General features: G+C 66.2%; 18 protein-coding genes. 12 read left to right on the top strand and 6 right to left on the bottom strand.

Features of this window, described 5'->3' with window-relative positions:
* The first annotated feature begins 104 nt into the window (after positions 1-104).
* From FGU64_RS14710 to FGU64_RS14690, 5 genes are all read left to right on the top strand, one after another.
* Positions 105-920, top strand: a complete 816-nt coding sequence (locus tag FGU64_RS14710) for an ATP-binding cassette domain-containing protein (protein ID WP_139953882.1) — start codon at positions 105-107, stop codon at positions 918-920.
* Positions 921-977: 57 nt separating this feature from the next.
* On the top strand, positions 978-1,775 hold the full coding sequence (locus tag FGU64_RS14705) for a transporter substrate-binding domain-containing protein (RefSeq protein WP_139953881.1): 798 nt from the start codon (positions 978-980) through the stop codon (positions 1,773-1,775).
* A gap of 203 nt (positions 1,776-1,978) precedes the next feature.
* Positions 1,979-2,623 (top strand): ABC transporter permease subunit, encoded by a 645-nt coding sequence (locus FGU64_RS14700; RefSeq protein WP_139955392.1) that lies wholly within the window; start codon positions 1,979-1,981, stop codon positions 2,621-2,623.
* Positions 2,620-3,429 (top strand): ABC transporter permease, encoded by an 810-nt coding sequence (locus FGU64_RS14695; protein WP_139953880.1) that lies wholly within the window; start codon positions 2,620-2,622, stop codon positions 3,427-3,429. The genes FGU64_RS14700 and FGU64_RS14695 overlap by 4 nt, the downstream gene beginning before the upstream one ends.
* 45 nt (positions 3,430-3,474) lie before the next feature.
* Positions 3,475-4,476, top strand: coding sequence for an Ldh family oxidoreductase (locus FGU64_RS14690; protein ID WP_139953879.1), 1,002 nt, complete (start codon positions 3,475-3,477; stop codon positions 4,474-4,476).
* A gap of 11 nt (positions 4,477-4,487) precedes the next feature.
* Here the strand turns inward: FGU64_RS14690 and FGU64_RS14685 are convergent, their stop codons facing one another.
* The 4 genes from FGU64_RS14685 to dut form a co-directional block, all read right to left on the bottom strand.
* Positions 4,488-5,480 (bottom strand): adenosine kinase, encoded by a 993-nt coding sequence (locus tag FGU64_RS14685; RefSeq protein WP_139953878.1) that lies wholly within the window; start codon positions 5,478-5,480, stop codon positions 4,488-4,490.
* A gap of 75 nt (positions 5,481-5,555) precedes the next feature.
* The gene (locus tag FGU64_RS14680; protein WP_139953877.1) at positions 5,556-6,359 is read right to left on the bottom strand and encodes an isocitrate lyase/phosphoenolpyruvate mutase family protein; all 804 of its coding nucleotides are present in this window, start codon (positions 6,357-6,359) and stop codon (positions 5,556-5,558) included.
* Positions 6,360-6,552: 193 nt separating this feature from the next.
* Entirely contained in the window at positions 6,553-7,212 is a 660-nt protein-coding gene (locus FGU64_RS14675) for an HAD family phosphatase (RefSeq protein ID WP_139953876.1), read from the bottom strand.
* Between the two features lie 2 nt (positions 7,213-7,214).
* On the bottom strand, positions 7,215-7,694 hold the full coding sequence (dut, locus tag FGU64_RS14670; protein ID WP_139953875.1) for a dUTP diphosphatase: 480 nt from the start codon (positions 7,692-7,694) through the stop codon (positions 7,215-7,217).
* Positions 7,695-7,897: 203 nt separating this feature from the next.
* On the opposite strand from dut, the gene FGU64_RS14665 reads away from it, so the two are divergent.
* The 3 genes from FGU64_RS14665 (at position 7,898) to FGU64_RS14655 (ending at position 10,465) form a co-directional block, all read left to right on the top strand.
* The gene (locus FGU64_RS14665; RefSeq protein WP_139953874.1) at positions 7,898-8,692 is read left to right on the top strand and encodes a class II glutamine amidotransferase; all 795 of its coding nucleotides are present in this window, start codon (positions 7,898-7,900) and stop codon (positions 8,690-8,692) included.
* Positions 8,693-8,963: 271 nt separating this feature from the next.
* Positions 8,964-9,557, top strand: coding sequence for a TetR/AcrR family transcriptional regulator (locus tag FGU64_RS14660; protein ID WP_139953873.1), 594 nt, complete (start codon positions 8,964-8,966; stop codon positions 9,555-9,557).
* On the top strand, positions 9,554-10,465 hold the full coding sequence (locus FGU64_RS14655) for a haloalkane dehalogenase (protein ID WP_139953872.1): 912 nt from the start codon (positions 9,554-9,556) through the stop codon (positions 10,463-10,465). The genes FGU64_RS14660 and FGU64_RS14655 overlap by 4 nt, the downstream gene beginning before the upstream one ends.
* Before the next feature lie 101 nt (positions 10,466-10,566).
* Here FGU64_RS14655 and FGU64_RS14650 read toward each other — a convergent pair whose 3' ends face one another.
* Together FGU64_RS14650 and FGU64_RS14645 are read right to left on the bottom strand one after the other, a co-directional pair.
* Complete coding sequence (locus FGU64_RS14650; RefSeq protein ID WP_139953871.1) at positions 10,567-11,043, bottom strand: SRPBCC family protein; 477 nt, start codon at positions 11,041-11,043, stop codon at positions 10,567-10,569.
* On the bottom strand, positions 11,040-11,372 hold the full coding sequence (locus FGU64_RS14645) for a metalloregulator ArsR/SmtB family transcription factor (RefSeq protein WP_136357451.1): 333 nt from the start codon (positions 11,370-11,372) through the stop codon (positions 11,040-11,042). Before FGU64_RS14645 ends, FGU64_RS14650 begins: the two co-directional genes overlap by 4 nt.
* A 118-nt stretch (positions 11,373-11,490) precedes the next feature.
* Between FGU64_RS14645 and FGU64_RS14640 the strand changes: the two genes are divergently transcribed.
* The 4 genes from FGU64_RS14640 to FGU64_RS14625 all read left to right on the top strand — a co-directional run bounded on the left by FGU64_RS14640 (position 11,491) and on the right by FGU64_RS14625 (position 16,489).
* A complete protein-coding gene (locus tag FGU64_RS14640) occupies positions 11,491-13,080 on the top strand; it encodes a peptide chain release factor 3 (protein ID WP_136357453.1) in 1,590 nt (529 codons plus the stop codon).
* 298 nt (positions 13,081-13,378) lie between these two features.
* On the top strand, positions 13,379-14,434 hold the full coding sequence (locus FGU64_RS14635; protein WP_139953870.1) for a TRAP transporter substrate-binding protein: 1,056 nt from the start codon (positions 13,379-13,381) through the stop codon (positions 14,432-14,434).
* A 73-nt stretch (positions 14,435-14,507) separates the two neighbouring features.
* Entirely contained in the window at positions 14,508-15,050 is a 543-nt protein-coding gene (locus FGU64_RS14630; protein WP_139953869.1) for a TRAP transporter small permease, read from the top strand.
* A complete protein-coding gene (locus FGU64_RS14625) occupies positions 15,047-16,489 on the top strand; it encodes a TRAP transporter large permease (RefSeq protein ID WP_139953868.1) in 1,443 nt (480 codons plus the stop codon). Before FGU64_RS14630 ends, FGU64_RS14625 begins: the two co-directional genes overlap by 4 nt.
* Position 16,490: the final 1 nt, after the last annotated feature.

Genomic DNA, 16,490 nt, shown 5'->3' with positions numbered 1-16,490 from the left:
AGCGCGCCGACGGCTCTTGGGCCGCAAAGGCGCAGTCGGTGACGGGATATGCGCAGCCGGACGAGTATCCGACAACGGGGCAGGCGCCACGCGGAGGCGGCGGTTTGACGGCCGGCACGCAGGTATCCCAGGCACGGTCTTCAGGTGGACAGGCCCCCGCCGAAGCCATCCATGTCGAGAACCTGCACAAGAAGTTCGGCGAGTTGCATGTGCTGAAGGGCGTGTCGCTGTCGGCGCGCGACGGCGAGGTGGTCGCCATCATCGGTGGTTCCGGCTCCGGCAAGTCGACGCTGCTGCGCTGCATCAACTGCTTGGAAAATCCGACCAGCGGCATCATCCGCGTCAACGGCGAGGAAATCCGGCTGAAGGCCGACAGCCATGGCAACAGCGTGCCGGCCGACCGCCGGCAGATTGAGCGCATCCGCTCGCGGCTCGGCATGGTGTTCCAGAGCTTCAACCTGTGGAGCCACATGACGCTTCTGGAAAACGTCATCGAGGTTCCCATCCATGTCCTCGGCGTCAAGCGCGAGGAGGCGATCCGCACCGCCGAGGCGCTGCTGGCGCGCGTCGGCCTCGCCGACAAGCGCGACGTCTATCCCGCCTTCCTGTCCGGCGGCCAGCAGCAGCGCGCGGCGATCGCGCGCGCGCTCGCCATCCAGCCTCGCGTCATGCTGTTCGACGAGCCGACCTCTGCGCTCGACCCGGAACTGGTCGGCGAGGTGCTCAAGGTGATCGGCGACCTGGCGCGCGAGGGTCGCACCATGGTGCTGGTGACGCACGAGATGAAGTTCGCCCGCGAGGTCGCGAGCCATGTCGTCTACCTCTGCAACGGGCTGGTCGAGGAGGAGGGGCCGCCCGACCAGCTTTTCGGCGCACCGAAATCCGAGCGGCTCAAACAGTTCCTGCGCAATGTGGGATGAACCGGCAACAGGGTTGAAACAGGACGGGAAACGTCCGCCAAGAACGGGAGAACGAACATGAAGACAATTTTCAAGATGACTTTCGCGGCCGCAGCATTGACGCTTGCCGGCGCATGGTCGGCCAGCGCCGAGGAGATCAAGGTCGGCTTTTCGCCTGAAGCCTATCCGCCCTTCTACAGCCAGGACGCCTCCGGCAAATGGGGCGGCTGGGAGGTCGACATCACCATGGCGATCTGCGCCGAGGCCAAGCTCGACTGCGTGCTGACGCCGATCCCGTGGGACGGCCTCATTCCGGCGCTCAAATCGAAGAAGATCGACACCATCATGAACTCGATGTCGATCACCGCCGAGCGCGAGAAGGAGATCGACTTCTCCGACAAGTACTACAACACGCCGACCGCGATCATCGGGCCGAAGGACCAGAAATTCGACGCCACGCCGGACGGCGTGAAGGGCAAGATCCTCGGCGTCCAGGTTTCGACGGTTCATGCCGCCTACGCCAAGAAGCACTTCGGCGGCATCGCCGCCGAGATCAAGGAATACCAGACGCAGGATGAGGCCAACCAGGATCTGGTCGCCGGCCGCATCGACGCCACGCAGGCCGATTCCATCGCGCTCGACGCCTTCCTGAAATCGGACGAGGGCAAGGCCTGCTGCGACCTCAAGGGCTACGTCGCGCCCGACCTCGAAGTGCTCGGCCCCGGTGTCGGCGCCGGCGTGCGCAAGGGCGACACGGAGCTGAAGGACAAGATCAACGCCGCCATCAAGGCGGTCCGCGCCAACGGCAAATACGCCGAGATCACCAAGAAGTACTTCGACTTCGACATCTACGGCGACGACGCCCAGTCGAACTGACGGCGACGGCCGGTCATGCACTCCGGCATGGCCGGCGTCCTTTTGCCTCCGGCCCGGCAGGACCGTGCCGGAGGTGACGATGCGGGGGACGTGACCTGATCGACGCTCTGGCAGGCCTGTTCGGCAACGGCACTTTGGGGCTCCTGGCGCTGGAGCCGCCGGGGCGTGGTTCCTTCCTGCTCGCCGGCTTCCTCAATTCGGTGATGATCGCCGTCGGCGCCACCGTCGTCGGCCTCTGCCTCGGCGTCTGCGGCGCCTGGTGCAAGCTCTACGGCGGGCCGGTGGCGCGCGACCTCGCCGCCGTCTACACAACCATCGTGCGCGCCGTGCCGGAACTGGTGCTGATCCTGATCCTCTATTTCGCCGGCGCCGACCTGCTCAACAAGGCACTGGCCGCCTTCGGCTACCCGCCGACCGATATCCCAGGCGTCGCGGCCGGCATCTTCGTGCTCGGCGTCGTGCAGGGCGCCTATTCGACCGAGGTGCTGCGCGGCGCGATCCTCGCCATCCCGCAGGGCCAGATCGAGGCAGCCCGCGCCTACGGCATGTCGCCGTCGCTGATCATGCGGCGCATCACCCTGCCGGCGATGCTGCCCTTCGCCATTCCGGGACTGGCGAACCTGTGGCTGATCGCGACCAAGGATACAGCGCTCCTGGCCATCGTCGGCGTCAACGAGTTGACGCAGGTGACGCGCACCGCTGCCGGCGCGACAAAGGCCTATTTCACCTTCTTCATGGCCGCCGGCGCGATCTATCTGGCGCTGACGCTGTTCTCCGGCGCCTTCATCGGCCGCATCGAGCGCTGGGCGCGGCGCGGCATGCCCTCGGTCGCGGGAGCCGGCCGATGAGCGAAGCGCTGATGGACGTCAGGCCGAAGCGAACGGCGACGAACTGGCTGAAGCCGCACCGCATCGTGCTGATCGCCATCGGCCTGGCGATCGTGCTGGCGTCGATCTTCCTGATGCGCTGGGACTGGCTGCCGCAATACATGCCGCTGGCGATCCAGGGCATCTGGCGGACCATCTGGCTCCTGGTGGTGACGTCGGTGCTGGGCATCTCGCTCGCCATACCCCTCGGCCTCGCGCAGGCGGCAGGGCCGGTCTGGCTCGCCGCTCCCGCCAAGACGTTCTGCACCATCATCCGCGGCACGCCGCTTCTGTTGCAACTGTGGCTGCTCTACTACGGGCTCGGTTCTCTGTTCCCGCAATTCCCGTGGATTCGCGACTCCTTCCTGTGGCCGTATCTCAGGCAGGCCTGGCCCTATGGCGTGCTGTCGCTGACCTTGTCCTATGCAGGCTACGAGGGCGAGGTGATGCGCGGCGCCTTCGCCGGTGTGCCGCGCGGCCAGCTGGAAGCGGCCCGCGCCTTCGGCATGAGCCGTTTCACCATCTTCCGCCGCATCTGGCTGAAACAGGCGCTGCACCGGGCGCTGCCAACTCTGGCCGGCGAGACGGTGCTGCAACTCAAGGCGACGCCGCTGGTCGCCACCATCACCATGGTCGACATCTATGCCGTCGCCTCTCGCGTGCGGCAGGACCTGTTCGTCACCTACGAGCCCTTGCTGCTCTTGGCCGCCGTCTATATGGCGATAACCGGCGTCATCGTCTTCCTGTTCCGCAAGCTCGAAGCGCGCATTCCGACGCGCATCGGCTGACAGCGGCGCAGGCAGCATGACGGATTTCGAACCGGAACCGAAACCATGCAACTGAGCCTCGAACAGGCGACCGCCCTTTGCCGCATGGCCGCCCTCGGCGCAGGCGCCGGCGAGGAGGTGGCCGACCTGCTGGCGCGCGCCACCGTGACGGCGGAAGCCGAAGGCAACGCCGCCGTCGGCCTGTCGCATCATCTCGACTACCTCGAATCGCTTGCGGCCGGCCGCATCGACCGCCATGCCGAGCCCGCCATCACCCGGCCGGCGCTCGCCGTTTTCCTGTCGGACGCCCGGCGCGGCGTCGCTCACACCGGTTTCGAGCGTGCGCTGGACGATGTCGCCAAGGCGGCGCGGCTGTTCGGCATCGCCGTCTTCGCGCAGAAGAACGCGTATACGTGCGGGGCGCTGGGTTGGTTCACGCGCCGGCTGGCCGAACGAGGACTGGTGGCGCTGGCCGCCACCAACGGGCCGGCGCTGCTGGCCGGCGGCGGCTCGATCAAGCCGGTCTACTGCACCAATCCGCTGTCCTTCGCGGCGCCCGTCGCCGGCGGCGCACCGCTGGTCATCGACCAGGCGTCGAGCGCCACCGCTTTCGTCAAGGTCCGCCAAGCGGCCGAGGCCGGCAAGGCGATCCCCGATGGCTGGGCTGTGGACGTCCACGGCAACCCGACTACCAATCCGGCCGAGGCGATGAAGGGCGCGTTGCTTGCCTTCGGCGGCAATCGCGGCGCCAATGTCGCGCTGATGGTGGAGGTGCTGGCGGCCGGCCTGTCGGGCGCCAACTGGTCGCTCGATGCCCCCGGTTTCACCGAAGGCGCCGAAAGCCCCGGCTCCGGCCTGTTCGTCGTCGCCATTTCTCCTGTTCTGTTCGATGCCGATTTCGAGGATCGTCTCGGCAAACAGATCGAGCGGCTGAGGCGACGCTATGGCGTGCACATTCCCGGCCGCAGCGGCGCGGAGGCAGCCGAAAAGGCAGCGGCGCGCGGCCTCACAGTGTCGAAGGAGGTGGTGCAACGCATCTCCGACTTCGCCGCGCGATACGGCGGATAGACGGCCAACCCCTACAGCAGGCCCGCCCGCTCGGCCTCGTGGCGCAGATTCTGGCGGGGACGCGGGCCGATCTGCTGGATAACCAGTCCGGCGGCAAGCGAGCCCAGATCGCCGCAATGCTTCAGGTCGAGCCCCTTGGTGTAGCCGTGCAGGAAACCGGCGGCATAAAGATCGCCGGCGCCGGTGGTGTCGACCAGTTCACTGATCTGCGTCGCCTGGATGACGACCGTCTCGCCGCCGCGCACGATCACCGAACCCTTTTCCGAGCGGGTGACGGCGGCGATGCGGCAATCCTTGCGGATCTGCGCCAGCGCCTCGTCGAAGGAAGCCGTCTGGTAGAGCGATTTGATCTCATGCGAATTGGCGAACACCAGATCGACGGTGCCAGAACGCATCAGGTCGAGGAACTCGCCGCGATAGCGGTCGACGCAAAACGAGTCCGACAGCGTCATCGACACTTCGCGCCCGGCGGCGTGGGCGATTGCCGCGGTCTGGCGGATCGCTTCCTTGGCGCGCGGCGGATCCCACAGATAGCCCTCGAAATAGGTGACGGCAGCACCTTTCGCCTTTTCAGGCTCGACATCCTCCGGGCCAAGCTCGACGCAGGCGCCGAGATAGGTGTTCATCGAGCGTTCGCCGTCGGGGGTGACGAAGATCATCGAGCGCGCGGTCGGGGCACCGCTTTCAAGAGGCATGGTGTCGAAGGCGACGCCCTGGGCGTGGATGTCGTGCGCGTAGATCTCGCCGAGATGGTCCTTTGCGACCTTGCCGAAATAGGCGGCGCGGCCCCCGAAGGAGGCGACACCGGCCGCCGTGTTGCCGGCGGAGCCGCCGGATGCCTCGATCGCCGGCCCCATGCGCGAATAGAGCAGTTCGGCGCGGTGCGTGTCGATGAGGTTCATCGCGCCCTTGACGATGCCGTTCGTCTCCAGGAACGCTTCGTCGCACTGGGCGATGATATCGACAATGGCATTGCCGATGCACAGAACGTCGTATTGGCTCATCGGGCTCCCCGCGCGGTGCTGCTCACCGCGGGCGGTTCTAGCCGCTTGCACCGGATTTGCAACCCGGCGCCGCCGTCAGGCCTTGTTGCCGGCGAACAGCCCCTGCAGGTCGCCGAAGGCCATCGCCTCCCTGGCATAGTCGAAGGTTCCGGCCTCCAGCATCTCGACCGCCGCGCGCCGCACGGCGCCGAACGCCGCCGTCGTCAGCTTCGAGCCGACCGATATGCGCCTGACGCCGGCCGCCGCCAGTTCCGAAACCGAGAAGCCCGGCACGGCGAGCACGTTGACCGGCTTCGACACGGACGAGCAGACGGTGCGCACCATCTCGACGCTGGAAAGGCCGGGCGCGTAGAGAACGTCGGCGCCCGCCTTCTCGAAGGCCTGCAAACGCCTGATCGTGTCGTCGAGGTCGGGGCGGCCATGCAGGAAATTCTCGGCGCGGGCGGTGAAGACGAAATCCCGCTTCAGCGATCGCGCGGCCTCGGCGGCGGCGGCGACACGCTCGACCGCATGCGAGAACTCGTAGATCGGCTGGCTCTCGTCGCCGGAAAAATCCTCGATGGAGCAGCCGGCAAGACCGGCGGCCTCGGCGGCGAAGATCGTTTCGGCGGCGCGCTCGGGGCTGTCGCCCTTGCCCTTTTCGAGATCGGCCGACACGGGCAGGTCGGTGGCGCCGACCAGTTCGCGGCAGTGATGGATCATCGCCTCGAAGCCGACGGCGCCGTCGGCCAGGCCGCGCGAGAAGGCATAGCCGGCGCTCGTCGTCGCCAGCGCCTTGTAGCCGAGCGAGGCGAGCAGCCGGGCGGTGCCGATATCCCAGGGGTTCGGGATGACGAAAGTGGAAGCGTGCAGATCGCGGAAAACCTTGCCCTTGTCCATGGAACGTCTCCTAGAAGCTGAATTTGATGCAAGGTAGTCTTCCGGCATTGGCCGGGCAAACGAATGCGATTGGCTCAGACGCAGGCTCCTGCCATTTGCCCGAAAGTGCTTCTCGTTCTCTTCGGCGAGCCGCGCGAAAGCATCGGAATCGGGTTCGTAGCGCGCCGCGACAGCGAAAGATGCGGGAGCAGCCCTAGGCGGAAATGGGGATGAGTCCGGCCAGCTTGCGCATGTCGTCGAACAGGATGCCGCCGGCCAGTTCCAGCCCGTCGGGATCGGCATAGGCGTCGCCATGATAGGAAAACACGCGCATGCCGGCGGCGATGCCAGCCATCGTACCGGCGACGCTGTCTTCGATGACGACGCAGTCCATCGGCGCCACGCCCATCGACTGTGCCGCATGGAGGAAAAGATCCGGGAACGGTTTCGCCCGGCCGACCATCGTGGCGGAATACATGGCGTGCTCGAACAGCGGCAGTAGGCCGGTGGCGCCGAGCGTGATGTGCATCTTCGTCACCCGCGCGGAAGAGGCGACGCAATAGGGGATGCCGGCGGTGCGCACGGTATCGATGAAGGTGCGCACATGCGGCACGGCCTCGACCCGGCCGCCGAGGAGTTCCGGCAGGCCGGCGTTCCAGCGCTCGACGAAATCGGCGCCGAGGCTGGCGCCGGCGGCCTCCACCTCCTGCTGCACGGACACCATGGAGCGGCCGGAGAAATATTTGCGGCAATGCTCGAAGGTGACCGGATAGCCGGCCTCGGTCAGCCAGGCGGCCAGCCGCTCGTTGGCGATATTCTCGGTGTCGACCAGCACGCCGTCGCAGTCGAAGATCACCAGCTTCGGCGCTGCCATACTCACGCCGTCCCGGTCGAGCCGAAGCCGCCGGCGCCTCGCGCGGTGCCGTTGGCGAGGCTGCGTTCTTCGACCCGGACCTGCACGACCGGCGCAAAGACGATCTGGGCCACGCGCATGCCGCGCTCGACGGTGAAATCCTCGTCGCCGAGATTGACCAGCAGCACCTTCACCTCGCCACGATAGTCGCTGTCGACGGTGCCGGGCGTGTTGAGGCAGGTGATGCCGTGCTTCAGCGCCAGGCCGGAGCGCGGCCGGACCTGACCTTCCAGGCCCTCGGGGATTTCCATGACCAGCCCGGTCGGCACCAGCACCCGGCGGCCGGGCAGGATCAATAGCGGCCGATCCTCCGGCACGGCGGCGCGCAGGTCCATGCCGGCCGCACCCGAGCTCTCATAGGCGGGCAGGGGCAGACCCTCGCCATGCGGCAAGCGGACGAAGCCGATCAGGGGGATGACGGATTGCTGGGAGGGAGCGGACATGGCGGCGATCCTATCGGCCAGGGGACGGCGCGGGTCAATCGGCGGGCGGTCGCTTTCAACGGCTTTTCTCAATACCCGTCATGACATGCCGGCAGGTTGGTTGCAGCTTGCCGACAAAGGAGGCGGAAAAATGCCGTGTTCACGCTTTTTTACCCATGATCGGCGATTCTGGTGCAGGCGTCGCGAGCCAAGGAGAGGCGATCATGTGCCGTTGGGCGGCCTATCTCGGGGAACCGGTCTTCCTGGAAGACATCGTCACCGCGCCCTGCCATTCGCTGATCGAGCAGAGCCACCACGCGCTGGAGGCGAAGACACCGACCAACGGCGACGGCTTCGGCGTCGCTTGGTACGGCGACCGGCCGGAACCCGGCCTCTACCGCGACATCCTGCCGGCATGGTCCGACCCGAACCTGAAAAGCCTGTGCCGGCAGATCAGGTCCCGGCTGTTCCTGGCGCATGTGCGCGCCTCGACCGGCGGCGCTACCAGCCGCGCCAATTGCCATCCCTTCATCCTCGGTCGCTGGGCCTTCATGCACAACGGCCAGATCGGCGGTTTCGAGAAGATCCGGCGCCCCCTTGAGGCCGGCCTGACCGACGACCTCTATGAACGGCTCGAAGGCGGTACCGATTCGGAACTCTTCTTTCTTCTCCTGTTTGCCGAGGGGTTGGAACAGGACCCGCAGGGCGCGATGGAACGCGCCACCCGGCGCGTCATCGCGGCACAACGCGGTGCCGGCATCGAGCCGTCCTTCAAGCTCACCGCAGCGCTGGCCGACGGGCAGACGCTTTACGCCGTGCGCTACACCACGCACGCCACCGCGCCGACACTCTATGCGTCGGCCTTCGGCGAGGGCCGCTGCATCATGTCCGAACCGCTCGACCGCGACGGTTGCGACTGGCAGGCAGTGCCGCCGGGCAGCTTCGTCACGCTGACCCGGCAAGGCATGACGGTGCGGCCGTTCGAGCCGGCAAGCGAGGACCTGGCGCTGGCCGGCTGACGGCGCCGCTCGCCCCCTGGCGATCCCGCCGTATCCGCCACGGCGGCGGCGCCATCCTGGCGATGTGAGACGGCTGCGCGCTCCCATTTGCAGCGGTCGTGGCGTGCCGATCCTCGCCGGAGCCGCAGCATCGGGTTCCTTGCTGTTCCGGCTGCATTTCCCCGCCTCGGGATCTGGCGAAAAGCTCCTATCCGCCCTAGCGCCGATGTCGCTGACGCCTACGTGAATTTTCATACTTGACTTCAATACGTACGTACGTATTATTCCGTTCATGGCTAGACAATCGCTCCGTGAAACACTTCTCGACGCCGGCTTCCGCACCCTCTGGGACGCCGGCTACTCCGCCTCAGGCGTCCGCGACATCGTCGCGGCGGCAGGGGCAAAGCCGGGCTCCTTCACCAACCACTTCCCGTCCAAGGAAGCGTTCGTCGGCGAGGTGCTTGACCGCTACTTCGCCTATGTCTCCGGACTGGTGGAAACGGCCCTTGCCGCCGACGGCACGCCGCCGGTGGGCCGCCTGAAGCGCTATCTCGACGTCATCACCTCGAAGCTAGAGGCCGCCGACTGGGCGCGCGGCTGCATGATCGGAAACCTCAGCCTGGAGACTGTCGTGCACAGCGAGCCGCTGCGGCAGCAACTGGTGTCCATCTTCGAGCGCTGGCGCCAGCCCTTCGCCGACTGCATCCGCGAAGGCCAGGCGTCGGGCGAGATCGACGACCGGTTCGAAGCCGACGACCTCGCCGATTTCCTTCTGTCGTCGTGGCAGGGGGCGATGCTGCGCATGAAGGTGGAGCGCAGCCCCGAACCGCTGGAGCGGTTCAAGAGGATCATCTTCGCAACAACATTTGGAAAGGTTCCGTCATGAGTGCCGACCAGACTTTGAAGCAGCAGCGCCACGAGATCGACGTACTCGATTCGACGATGAGCTACGTCGAGGCGGGCGGAGACGGGCCGACCGTCCTGTTCCTGCACGGCAACCCGACCTCGTCCTATATCTGGCGCAACATCATTCCCCACGTCGCACCGGTCGGCCGCTGCATCGCGCCCGACCTGATCGGCTACGGGCAGTCCGGCAAGCCCGACATCGCCTACCGTTTCTTCGACCAGGTGCGCTATCTCGACGCCTTCATCGAAAAGCTGGGCATCGGCGACATGGTGCTGGTGGCGCAGGATTGGGGCACGGCGCTCGCCTTTCACCTGGCGTCGCGGCGGCCGCACCGCATTCTCGGCCTCGCCTTCATGGAATTCATCCGGCCCTTCGACCGCTGGGAGGATTTTCACCAGCGCGACGAGGCGCGCGCCTTGTTCAAGGCGTTCCGCACGCCCGGCCAAGGCGAAAAGCTCGTTCTCGAGGACAATATCTTCATCGAGCGGGTGCTGCCCGCTTCGGTGATGCGCAAGATGAGCGCCGAGGAGATGGACGCCTACCGTGCGCCCTTCCCGACGCCGGCCTCACGCAAGCCGATCCTGAGCATGCCCAACGAAATGCCGATCGGAGGTCTGCCCGCCGATGTCGCGGCCATCAGCGCGCACGACCACCGGGCGCTCCACCTTTCGACCTACCCGAAAATCCTGTTCCACGGCGAGCCTGGCGCGCTGGTTTCGCCCGCCGCAGCCAATGCCTTCGCGGCCACCCTGACCGACTGCAAGGTGATAAACCTCGGCCCCGGCGCGCACTACCTGCAGGAAGACCATCCCGACATGATCGGCGCCGCCCTGCGCGACTGGGTCCCGGCAATTGCCGCGAGGGAGCACAAAGCCGCGGTGGCCTGATGCGGCAGTTCCACTGGCATACGACGCGATCGGCAGCCGGCATAGGCGCGGCTGCCGACCTTTCCTGTGTAACTGGCGCGGTATCGCCCTGGATCGTCAGCCTATATGAAAAGTTTGGCAAACCGGCTGAGATAGAGCGGCCAGCCCTGATCGCCGGCAACGCCGTCGCGCTCGCTTTCCCAGCCCATACCGTGGCGGTCGAGGTTGCGATGCTCGATCTCGACGCGCGTTCTGCTCGGCGTCTCGGCGGTGAAGCGCACTTCCCATTCGCTCGTCTTGTCGGGGTCCATCTCGATCTGCCAGCGCGGGCTGATGTCCCAGCTCAGCAGCAGGCGGTCGGGCGGCTCATAAGCCAGCACGCGCGCCCAGCGGCATTCGCTGCCGTCAGTGCCACGATCATAGATATGGCCACCGACGTGCCGCTCGAAGACCGTCTCGGCGATCGGCACGGCAAGCAGGTTGTGCTCGGGCGGCTTGAAGCTGCCGAAGTCCTCGGTGAAAACCTTGAAGGCTCGCTCGATCGGCGCTTCGACGACGACGGATTGCCTCACGGTTGCGATGGGCACATGCGTGTTCATGTCTGCTCCTCTTGCGGTTGCCGTTCGCCGGGCTGCTCCACGGCGATCTTGTAGGCCGCCAGCGTCCGGCTCCAGAACCGATCGAGCCAGGCCCGCATCTGGCCAAGGCCCTCCGGGTCGATCTGGTAGACGTTGGAAGCCCCCCGGGGCTCGGCGCGGACCAGCCGGGATTCGCGCAGGACCTTGAGATGCTGGGAAACGGCCGATTGCGAAACCGTCATCGCCCGCGTGATCTCCGCCACCGACCGGGGCTTCTCGGCGACAAGCTCGAAAATCTGCCTGCGGGTCGGATCGCCGAGTGCGGTGAGTTGTGCACTGCTATTAGCCATAGCTTATCATAAGTAAAGACTTATGCCATTGTCAAGCTGGCGGAGCCGACGGCCGAAAATTCCTGTTCGACAGGCCAGCGCCCCGCCGCTATAAGCCGCGCGACAACGGATTCCTCACATGGCCGAGACGATTTCCCAGGCGGTTTCGCGCCGCCGCACCTTCGCGATCATCGCCCACCCCGACGCCGGCAAGACGACGCTGACGGAAAAGCTGCTCCTGTTCGGCGGCGCCATCCAGCTCGCAGGCGAGGTCAAGGCCAAGAAGGATCGCATCCAGACGCGCTCCGACTGGATGAAGATCGAGCGCGAGCGCGGCATCTCGGTCGTCACCTCGGTGATGACCTTCGAGTATGGCGACAACGTCTTCAACCTGCTCGACACGCCCGGCCACGAGGACTTCGCCGACGACACCTACCGCACGCTGTCGGCGGTGGACTCGGCCGTCATGGTCATCGACGCCGCCAAGGGCATCGAGCCGCGCACGCTGAAGCTGTTCGAGGTGTGCCGGCTGCGCGACATCCCGATCGTCACCTTCGTCAACAAGATGGACCGCGAGGCGCGCAACACCTTCGAGATCCTCGACGAGATCGAACAGAAGCTGGCGCTCGACACCGCGCCGATCACCTGGCCGATCGGCCAGGGCAAGACTTTTTCGGGCACCTACCACCTGGCCGACAACGCCGTGCGGCGGTCCGACACGGAGACCGGGCGCACGCCGGTCAACGGGCCGGATTCCAACCGCGTCGCCGGCCTGCTGCCCGACAACGAGCGGCCGACCTTCATCGAGGAACTGGAGCTGGCGCGGGAAGCCTGCCGACCTTTCGACCTTGATGCCTTCCGCGAAGGCCACCTGACGCCGGTCTACTTCGGCTCGGCGCTGAGGAATTTCGGCGTCCGCGACCTGATCGAGGGGCTCGGCGCCTTCGCCCCGCCGCCGCGTGACCAGGAAGCCGACACGCGCACGGTGCATGCGACCGAGCCGGGCATGAGTGCCTTCGTCTTCAAGATCCAGGCCAATATGGACCCCAACCACCGCGACCGCATCGCCTTCGTGCGCGTCTGCTCCGGCACGCTGGAGCGCGGCATGAAGGCCAAGCTTGTGCGCACCGGCAAGCCGATGAGCCTTTCGGCGCCGCAATTCTTCTTCGCGCGCTCGCGCGTCACCGCCGACGAGGCCTATGCCGGCGACGTGGTCGGCATTCCCAACCACGGCACATTGCGCATCGGCGACACGCTGACAGAGGGCGAGGAAATCCTGTTCCGCGGCGTGCCGAACTTCGCGCCGGAAATCCTGCGCCGCGTGCGTCTCGGCGACGCCATGAAGGCCAAAAAGCTGAAGGAAGCCTTGCAGCAGATGGCCGAGGAGGGCGTCGTCCAGCTCTTCCAGCCGGAAGACGGCTCGCCGGCCATCGTCGGCGTCGTCGGCGCTCTGCAGCTCGACGTTTTGAAGGAGCGGCTTTCCGTCGAATACGGCCTGCCGGTGGACTTCGAAATGTCGCGCTTTTCCGTCTGCCGCTGGATCTCGGCCGACGAGCGTGCGGAACTCACCCGCTTCGTCGAGGGGCATCGCGGCGACATCGCCCGCGACCTCGACGGCGATCCGGTCTTCCTGGCCCAGCACGAGTTCTCGCTCAACTACGAGGCCGAACGCTGGAAGGCCATCCGCTTCGCCGCGATCAAGGACTATCAGGTGCGGGAAGCGGCGTAGCCGATCCCGCGCCTTGACAGCGCCGGCCAGCTAAAATTAACGTGTGAAGCAAGATGCAAACCGTCATCGGAGGACGACGGGATCGCATCCGGGTTGCCGGCGGGGGTCGTCTGTGGCACCAAACGACGCTCGAAGCCGCAACCCATGCCGGTTGATCGTCCGGAAAGGATGATGCAGGCTGCTTGAACGGCGGCAGCCGTCGAGGGAGGACAACCGGGCAACCGGCCAACAAAACCCGGCGCTTCGTCCGGGCTATCAACGAAATGGCGGCGCCTTGCCGTTTTCCAGGGAGGAAACCATGACACTATCTCGCCGCAGCTTCGTGAAAACCACCGGCGCGCTTCTGGCTGCGCCCGCTCTGCTCAAGAGCGGCATCGCCCGCGCGCAGGATACGGTAACGCTCAAGCTGCACCATTTCCTGCCGCCGGTCTCCAACGTGCACGCCCGCCTTCTGACGCCCTGGGCGAAATCGATCGAGGACGAGAGCCAGGGCAGACTGAAGATCCAGATTTTCCCGGCCATGCAGCTCGGCGGCAAGCCGCCGCAGCTCTACGACCAGGCGGCCAACGGCGTTGTCGACATCGTCTGGACGCTGCCGGGCAACACGCCCGGCCGCTTCCCCTCCACCGAGGTGTTCGAGCTGCCTTTCGTGGCAGCGGCCGAGGCCAAGGCCAATGCGCCGGCCTGCCAGGAATTCGGCGAGACGCATATCGCCAAGGAGACGGCCGACACCAAGATCCTGTGCTTCTGGGCGCATGACGCCGGCCTGATTCACACCAACAAGGAAATCAAGACGAAGGAAGACCTTGCCGGATTGAAGCTGCGCAACCCGACGCGGCTGGCCGGCGAGGCGCTGACGGCGCTCGGCGCCACCTCGGTCGGCATGCCGGTGCCGCAGGTGCCCGAGGCGCTGGCGCAGCGCGCCATCGACGGCTGCGTCATTCCGTGGGAGGTGGTGCCTTCGGTCAAGGTGGACGAGCTGACCAAGTTCCACACCGCCATCCCCGGCTCGCCGACGCTCTATACGACGACCTTCTTCCTGGCGATGAACAAGGGCAGCTACGAGCGCTTGTCAGACGACCAGCGCGGCGTCCTCGACAAGCTGAGCGGCATGCATTTCGCCAACCTTGCCGGTGAAATGTGGGACACTGTCGGCAAGGAAGTGGGCGACAAGATCAAGGCCGACGGCAAGGGTGTCGTCTCCTCGATTTCCGAGGAAGAGAAAGCCCGTTGGATCGAGGCCACCAAGCCGGTCCACGTCAAATGGGTCGAGGACGTCAAGGCCAAGGGGCTCGACGGCGACGCACTGATCAAGACCGCGCAGGAGCTGATCGCGAAATACGGCAAGGCGTGACGAACAGCGTGACGGCGCGCCAAACCGGGCGGCGGCGATGCCGTCCTGAGCGCCAGGCGGCAGGGGTTTGACCATGGAAACACCGGCACCCCCTGACAGCGCGCCAGACGTGCGGTGGATCGACCGGCTGGCCGCCGCGCTTGCGGTGGCCGGCGGCACGCTGACATGCCTCGCCGCCGCGCTGGTGACGGTCAGCGTCGTCGGCCGCTGGCTGTTCAACAGCCCGATCCCCGCCGACTACGAAATGGTCGAGATCGCGGTGGGCGTATCCGTCTTCGCCTTCCTCGGCCAGACGCAAGCGCGCAGCGGCCACATCGCCGTCGATACCTTCACGCTCAAGCTGCCGGCCAGGGTGAACGCGACGATAGACGGCGTCTGGGATCTGGTGCTGGCGGCGTTCCTCGGCTTCTTCGCCTGGGGCCTGTTCGCCGGCGGCATGGATGCGCGCACGAACGGGCTGACGCTGATCCAGCTCCCGTGGCCAGTGTGGCCGGTCTACCTGCTGTGCTCCGTGCTTGCCGGGCTCGCCTGCCTGATCGCGGTGGCGACGGCGATCCTCAAAATCATCCACCGGCTCCCGCCCGCGGTGCATACATCGTCAGAGGTACGCGAATGAGCGGGTTCTCCATCGCGCTGATCGGCTTCGGCGCCATGCTGGTGCTGATCGCCATCCGCATGCCGATCGCGCTCGCCATGCTGGTCGTCGGCTCCGCCGGTTATGCGTATCTCAACGGCATGCATGCGCTGATCTATTACCTGCGCGTCAATGCCTACAGCCAGTTCGCCAGCTATACGCTGTCGGTCATCCCGCTGTTCATCCTCATGGGTGCGCTGGCGGAGGGATCGGGCATGGCCTCGACCCTTTTCCGTGCGGCGGAACGAAGGTTGGGGCGCGTGCGCGGCGGCATGCCGATGGCGGTGATCGCAGCCTGCACCGGTTTCGGCGCCATCTGCGGCTCCTCGGTGGCCACCGCCGCCACCTTCGGCCGTGCGGCGCTGCCGGAACTGCGCCGCGCCAAGGTCGATCCCGGTTTCGGCACCGGCACCATCGCCGCCGGCGGCACGCTGGGCATCCTGATCCCGCCCTCGGTTATCCTGGTCATCTACGCCATCACAGCCGAGCAGAACATCGCCAAGCTGTTCCAGGCAGCCCTCATCCCCGGACTGATGGCGGCGACCTTCTACTGCATCGCCATCGCCATCATCGTGCGGCGAAAGCCCGAACTGGCGCCGCCGCTGGAGATCACGCCGCCGCAGGCGACGCCCCGCCCGGTCTGGGCACGGCCATTGGGAGCGATCGCGGTGATCGCAGCCATCGGTCTATGGTCGGTCGGCTATGCCAACACCGTCGGCGCGCTGCTGCTCGGCATCGTCGGCCTGGTTTTCCTGCTCCTCGACTTCGCCATCATCCCGGCGGCGGCGGTGGCGATCATCGTGGTCGGCGGCATCTATGGCGAGGTGTTCACGCCGACGGAAGGGGCTGCGGTGGGCGCGGCGATCATGCTGGCGATCGGCGTCGCTCAAGGGTCGCTGGACCGCAAACGCATCAAGGTGGCTTTCCTCCAGACAGCCGAGACGACCGGCATGATCTTCCTGATCCTGCTCGGCGCGGAAGTTTTCGGCGCCTTCCTGGCACTGACGCAGATGCCGATGGGCCTAGCCGAAATGATCGGCGATTCGGGCCTGTCGCCCTACGCAGTGGTGTGGGGCATGCTGGTCGCCTACATCATCCTCGGCGCGGTGATGGACGAACTGGCGATGATCCTGCTGACGCTGCCGGTGTTCATGCCGATCGTGCTGACGCTGGATTTCGGCATGACCAGCGAAGACGTCGCCATCTGGTTCGGCATTCTCGTCCTTGTCGTCGTCGCCATCGGCCTTGCCGCACCGCCCATCGGCCTCAATGTCTTCGTCGTCAACAAGGTGGCCAAGGACGTACCGATCATCAGCACCTACAAGGGCGTGATCCCGTTCGTGCTGGCAGACCTCATCCGCCTGGCGCTCCTGACGGCCTTCCCCGCCCTCTCGCTCTGGCTGGTGCATGTGCTGAACTGAC

The organism is Mesorhizobium sp. 8 (genome assembly GCF_006351905.1).
GTDB lineage: Bacteria > Pseudomonadota > Alphaproteobacteria > Rhizobiales > Rhizobiaceae > Mesorhizobium > Mesorhizobium composti.
The sequence above is the reverse complement of the archived record's forward strand: the minus strand, read 5'-3'. Positions and strand labels throughout refer to the sequence as shown.

Coding starts and splice junctions, on each gene's coding strand:
- FGU64_RS14705 (WP_139953881.1), top strand. CDS start 978: ATGAAGACAATTTTCAAGATGACTTTCGCGGCCGCAGCATTGACGCTT.
- FGU64_RS14700 (WP_139955392.1), top strand. CDS start 1,979: ATGATCGCCGTCGGCGCCACCGTCGTCGGCCTCTGCCTCGGCGTCTGC.
- FGU64_RS14695 (WP_139953880.1), top strand. CDS start 2,620: ATGAGCGAAGCGCTGATGGACGTCAGGCCGAAGCGAACGGCGACGAAC.
- FGU64_RS14690 (WP_139953879.1), top strand. CDS start 3,475: ATGCAACTGAGCCTCGAACAGGCGACCGCCCTTTGCCGCATGGCCGCC.
- FGU64_RS14685 (WP_139953878.1), bottom strand. CDS start 5,480: ATGAGCCAATACGACGTTCTGTGCATCGGCAATGCCATTGTCGATATC.
- FGU64_RS14680 (WP_139953877.1), bottom strand. CDS start 6,359: ATGGACAAGGGCAAGGTTTTCCGCGATCTGCACGCTTCCACTTTCGTC.
- FGU64_RS14675 (WP_139953876.1), bottom strand. CDS start 7,212: ATGGCAGCGCCGAAGCTGGTGATCTTCGACTGCGACGGCGTGCTGGTC.
- dut (WP_139953875.1), bottom strand. CDS start 7,694: ATGTCCGCTCCCTCCCAGCAATCCGTCATCCCCCTGATCGGCTTCGTC.
- FGU64_RS14665 (WP_139953874.1), top strand. CDS start 7,898: ATGTGCCGTTGGGCGGCCTATCTCGGGGAACCGGTCTTCCTGGAAGAC.
- FGU64_RS14660 (WP_139953873.1), top strand. CDS start 8,964: ATGGCTAGACAATCGCTCCGTGAAACACTTCTCGACGCCGGCTTCCGC.
- FGU64_RS14655 (WP_139953872.1), top strand. CDS start 9,554: ATGAGTGCCGACCAGACTTTGAAGCAGCAGCGCCACGAGATCGACGTA.
- FGU64_RS14650 (WP_139953871.1), bottom strand. CDS start 11,043: ATGAACACGCATGTGCCCATCGCAACCGTGAGGCAATCCGTCGTCGTC.
- FGU64_RS14645 (WP_136357451.1), bottom strand. CDS start 11,372: ATGGCTAATAGCAGTGCACAACTCACCGCACTCGGCGATCCGACCCGC.
- FGU64_RS14640 (WP_136357453.1), top strand. CDS start 11,491: ATGGCCGAGACGATTTCCCAGGCGGTTTCGCGCCGCCGCACCTTCGCG.
- FGU64_RS14635 (WP_139953870.1), top strand. CDS start 13,379: ATGACACTATCTCGCCGCAGCTTCGTGAAAACCACCGGCGCGCTTCTG.
- FGU64_RS14630 (WP_139953869.1), top strand. CDS start 14,508: ATGGAAACACCGGCACCCCCTGACAGCGCGCCAGACGTGCGGTGGATC.
- FGU64_RS14625 (WP_139953868.1), top strand. CDS start 15,047: ATGAGCGGGTTCTCCATCGCGCTGATCGGCTTCGGCGCCATGCTGGTG.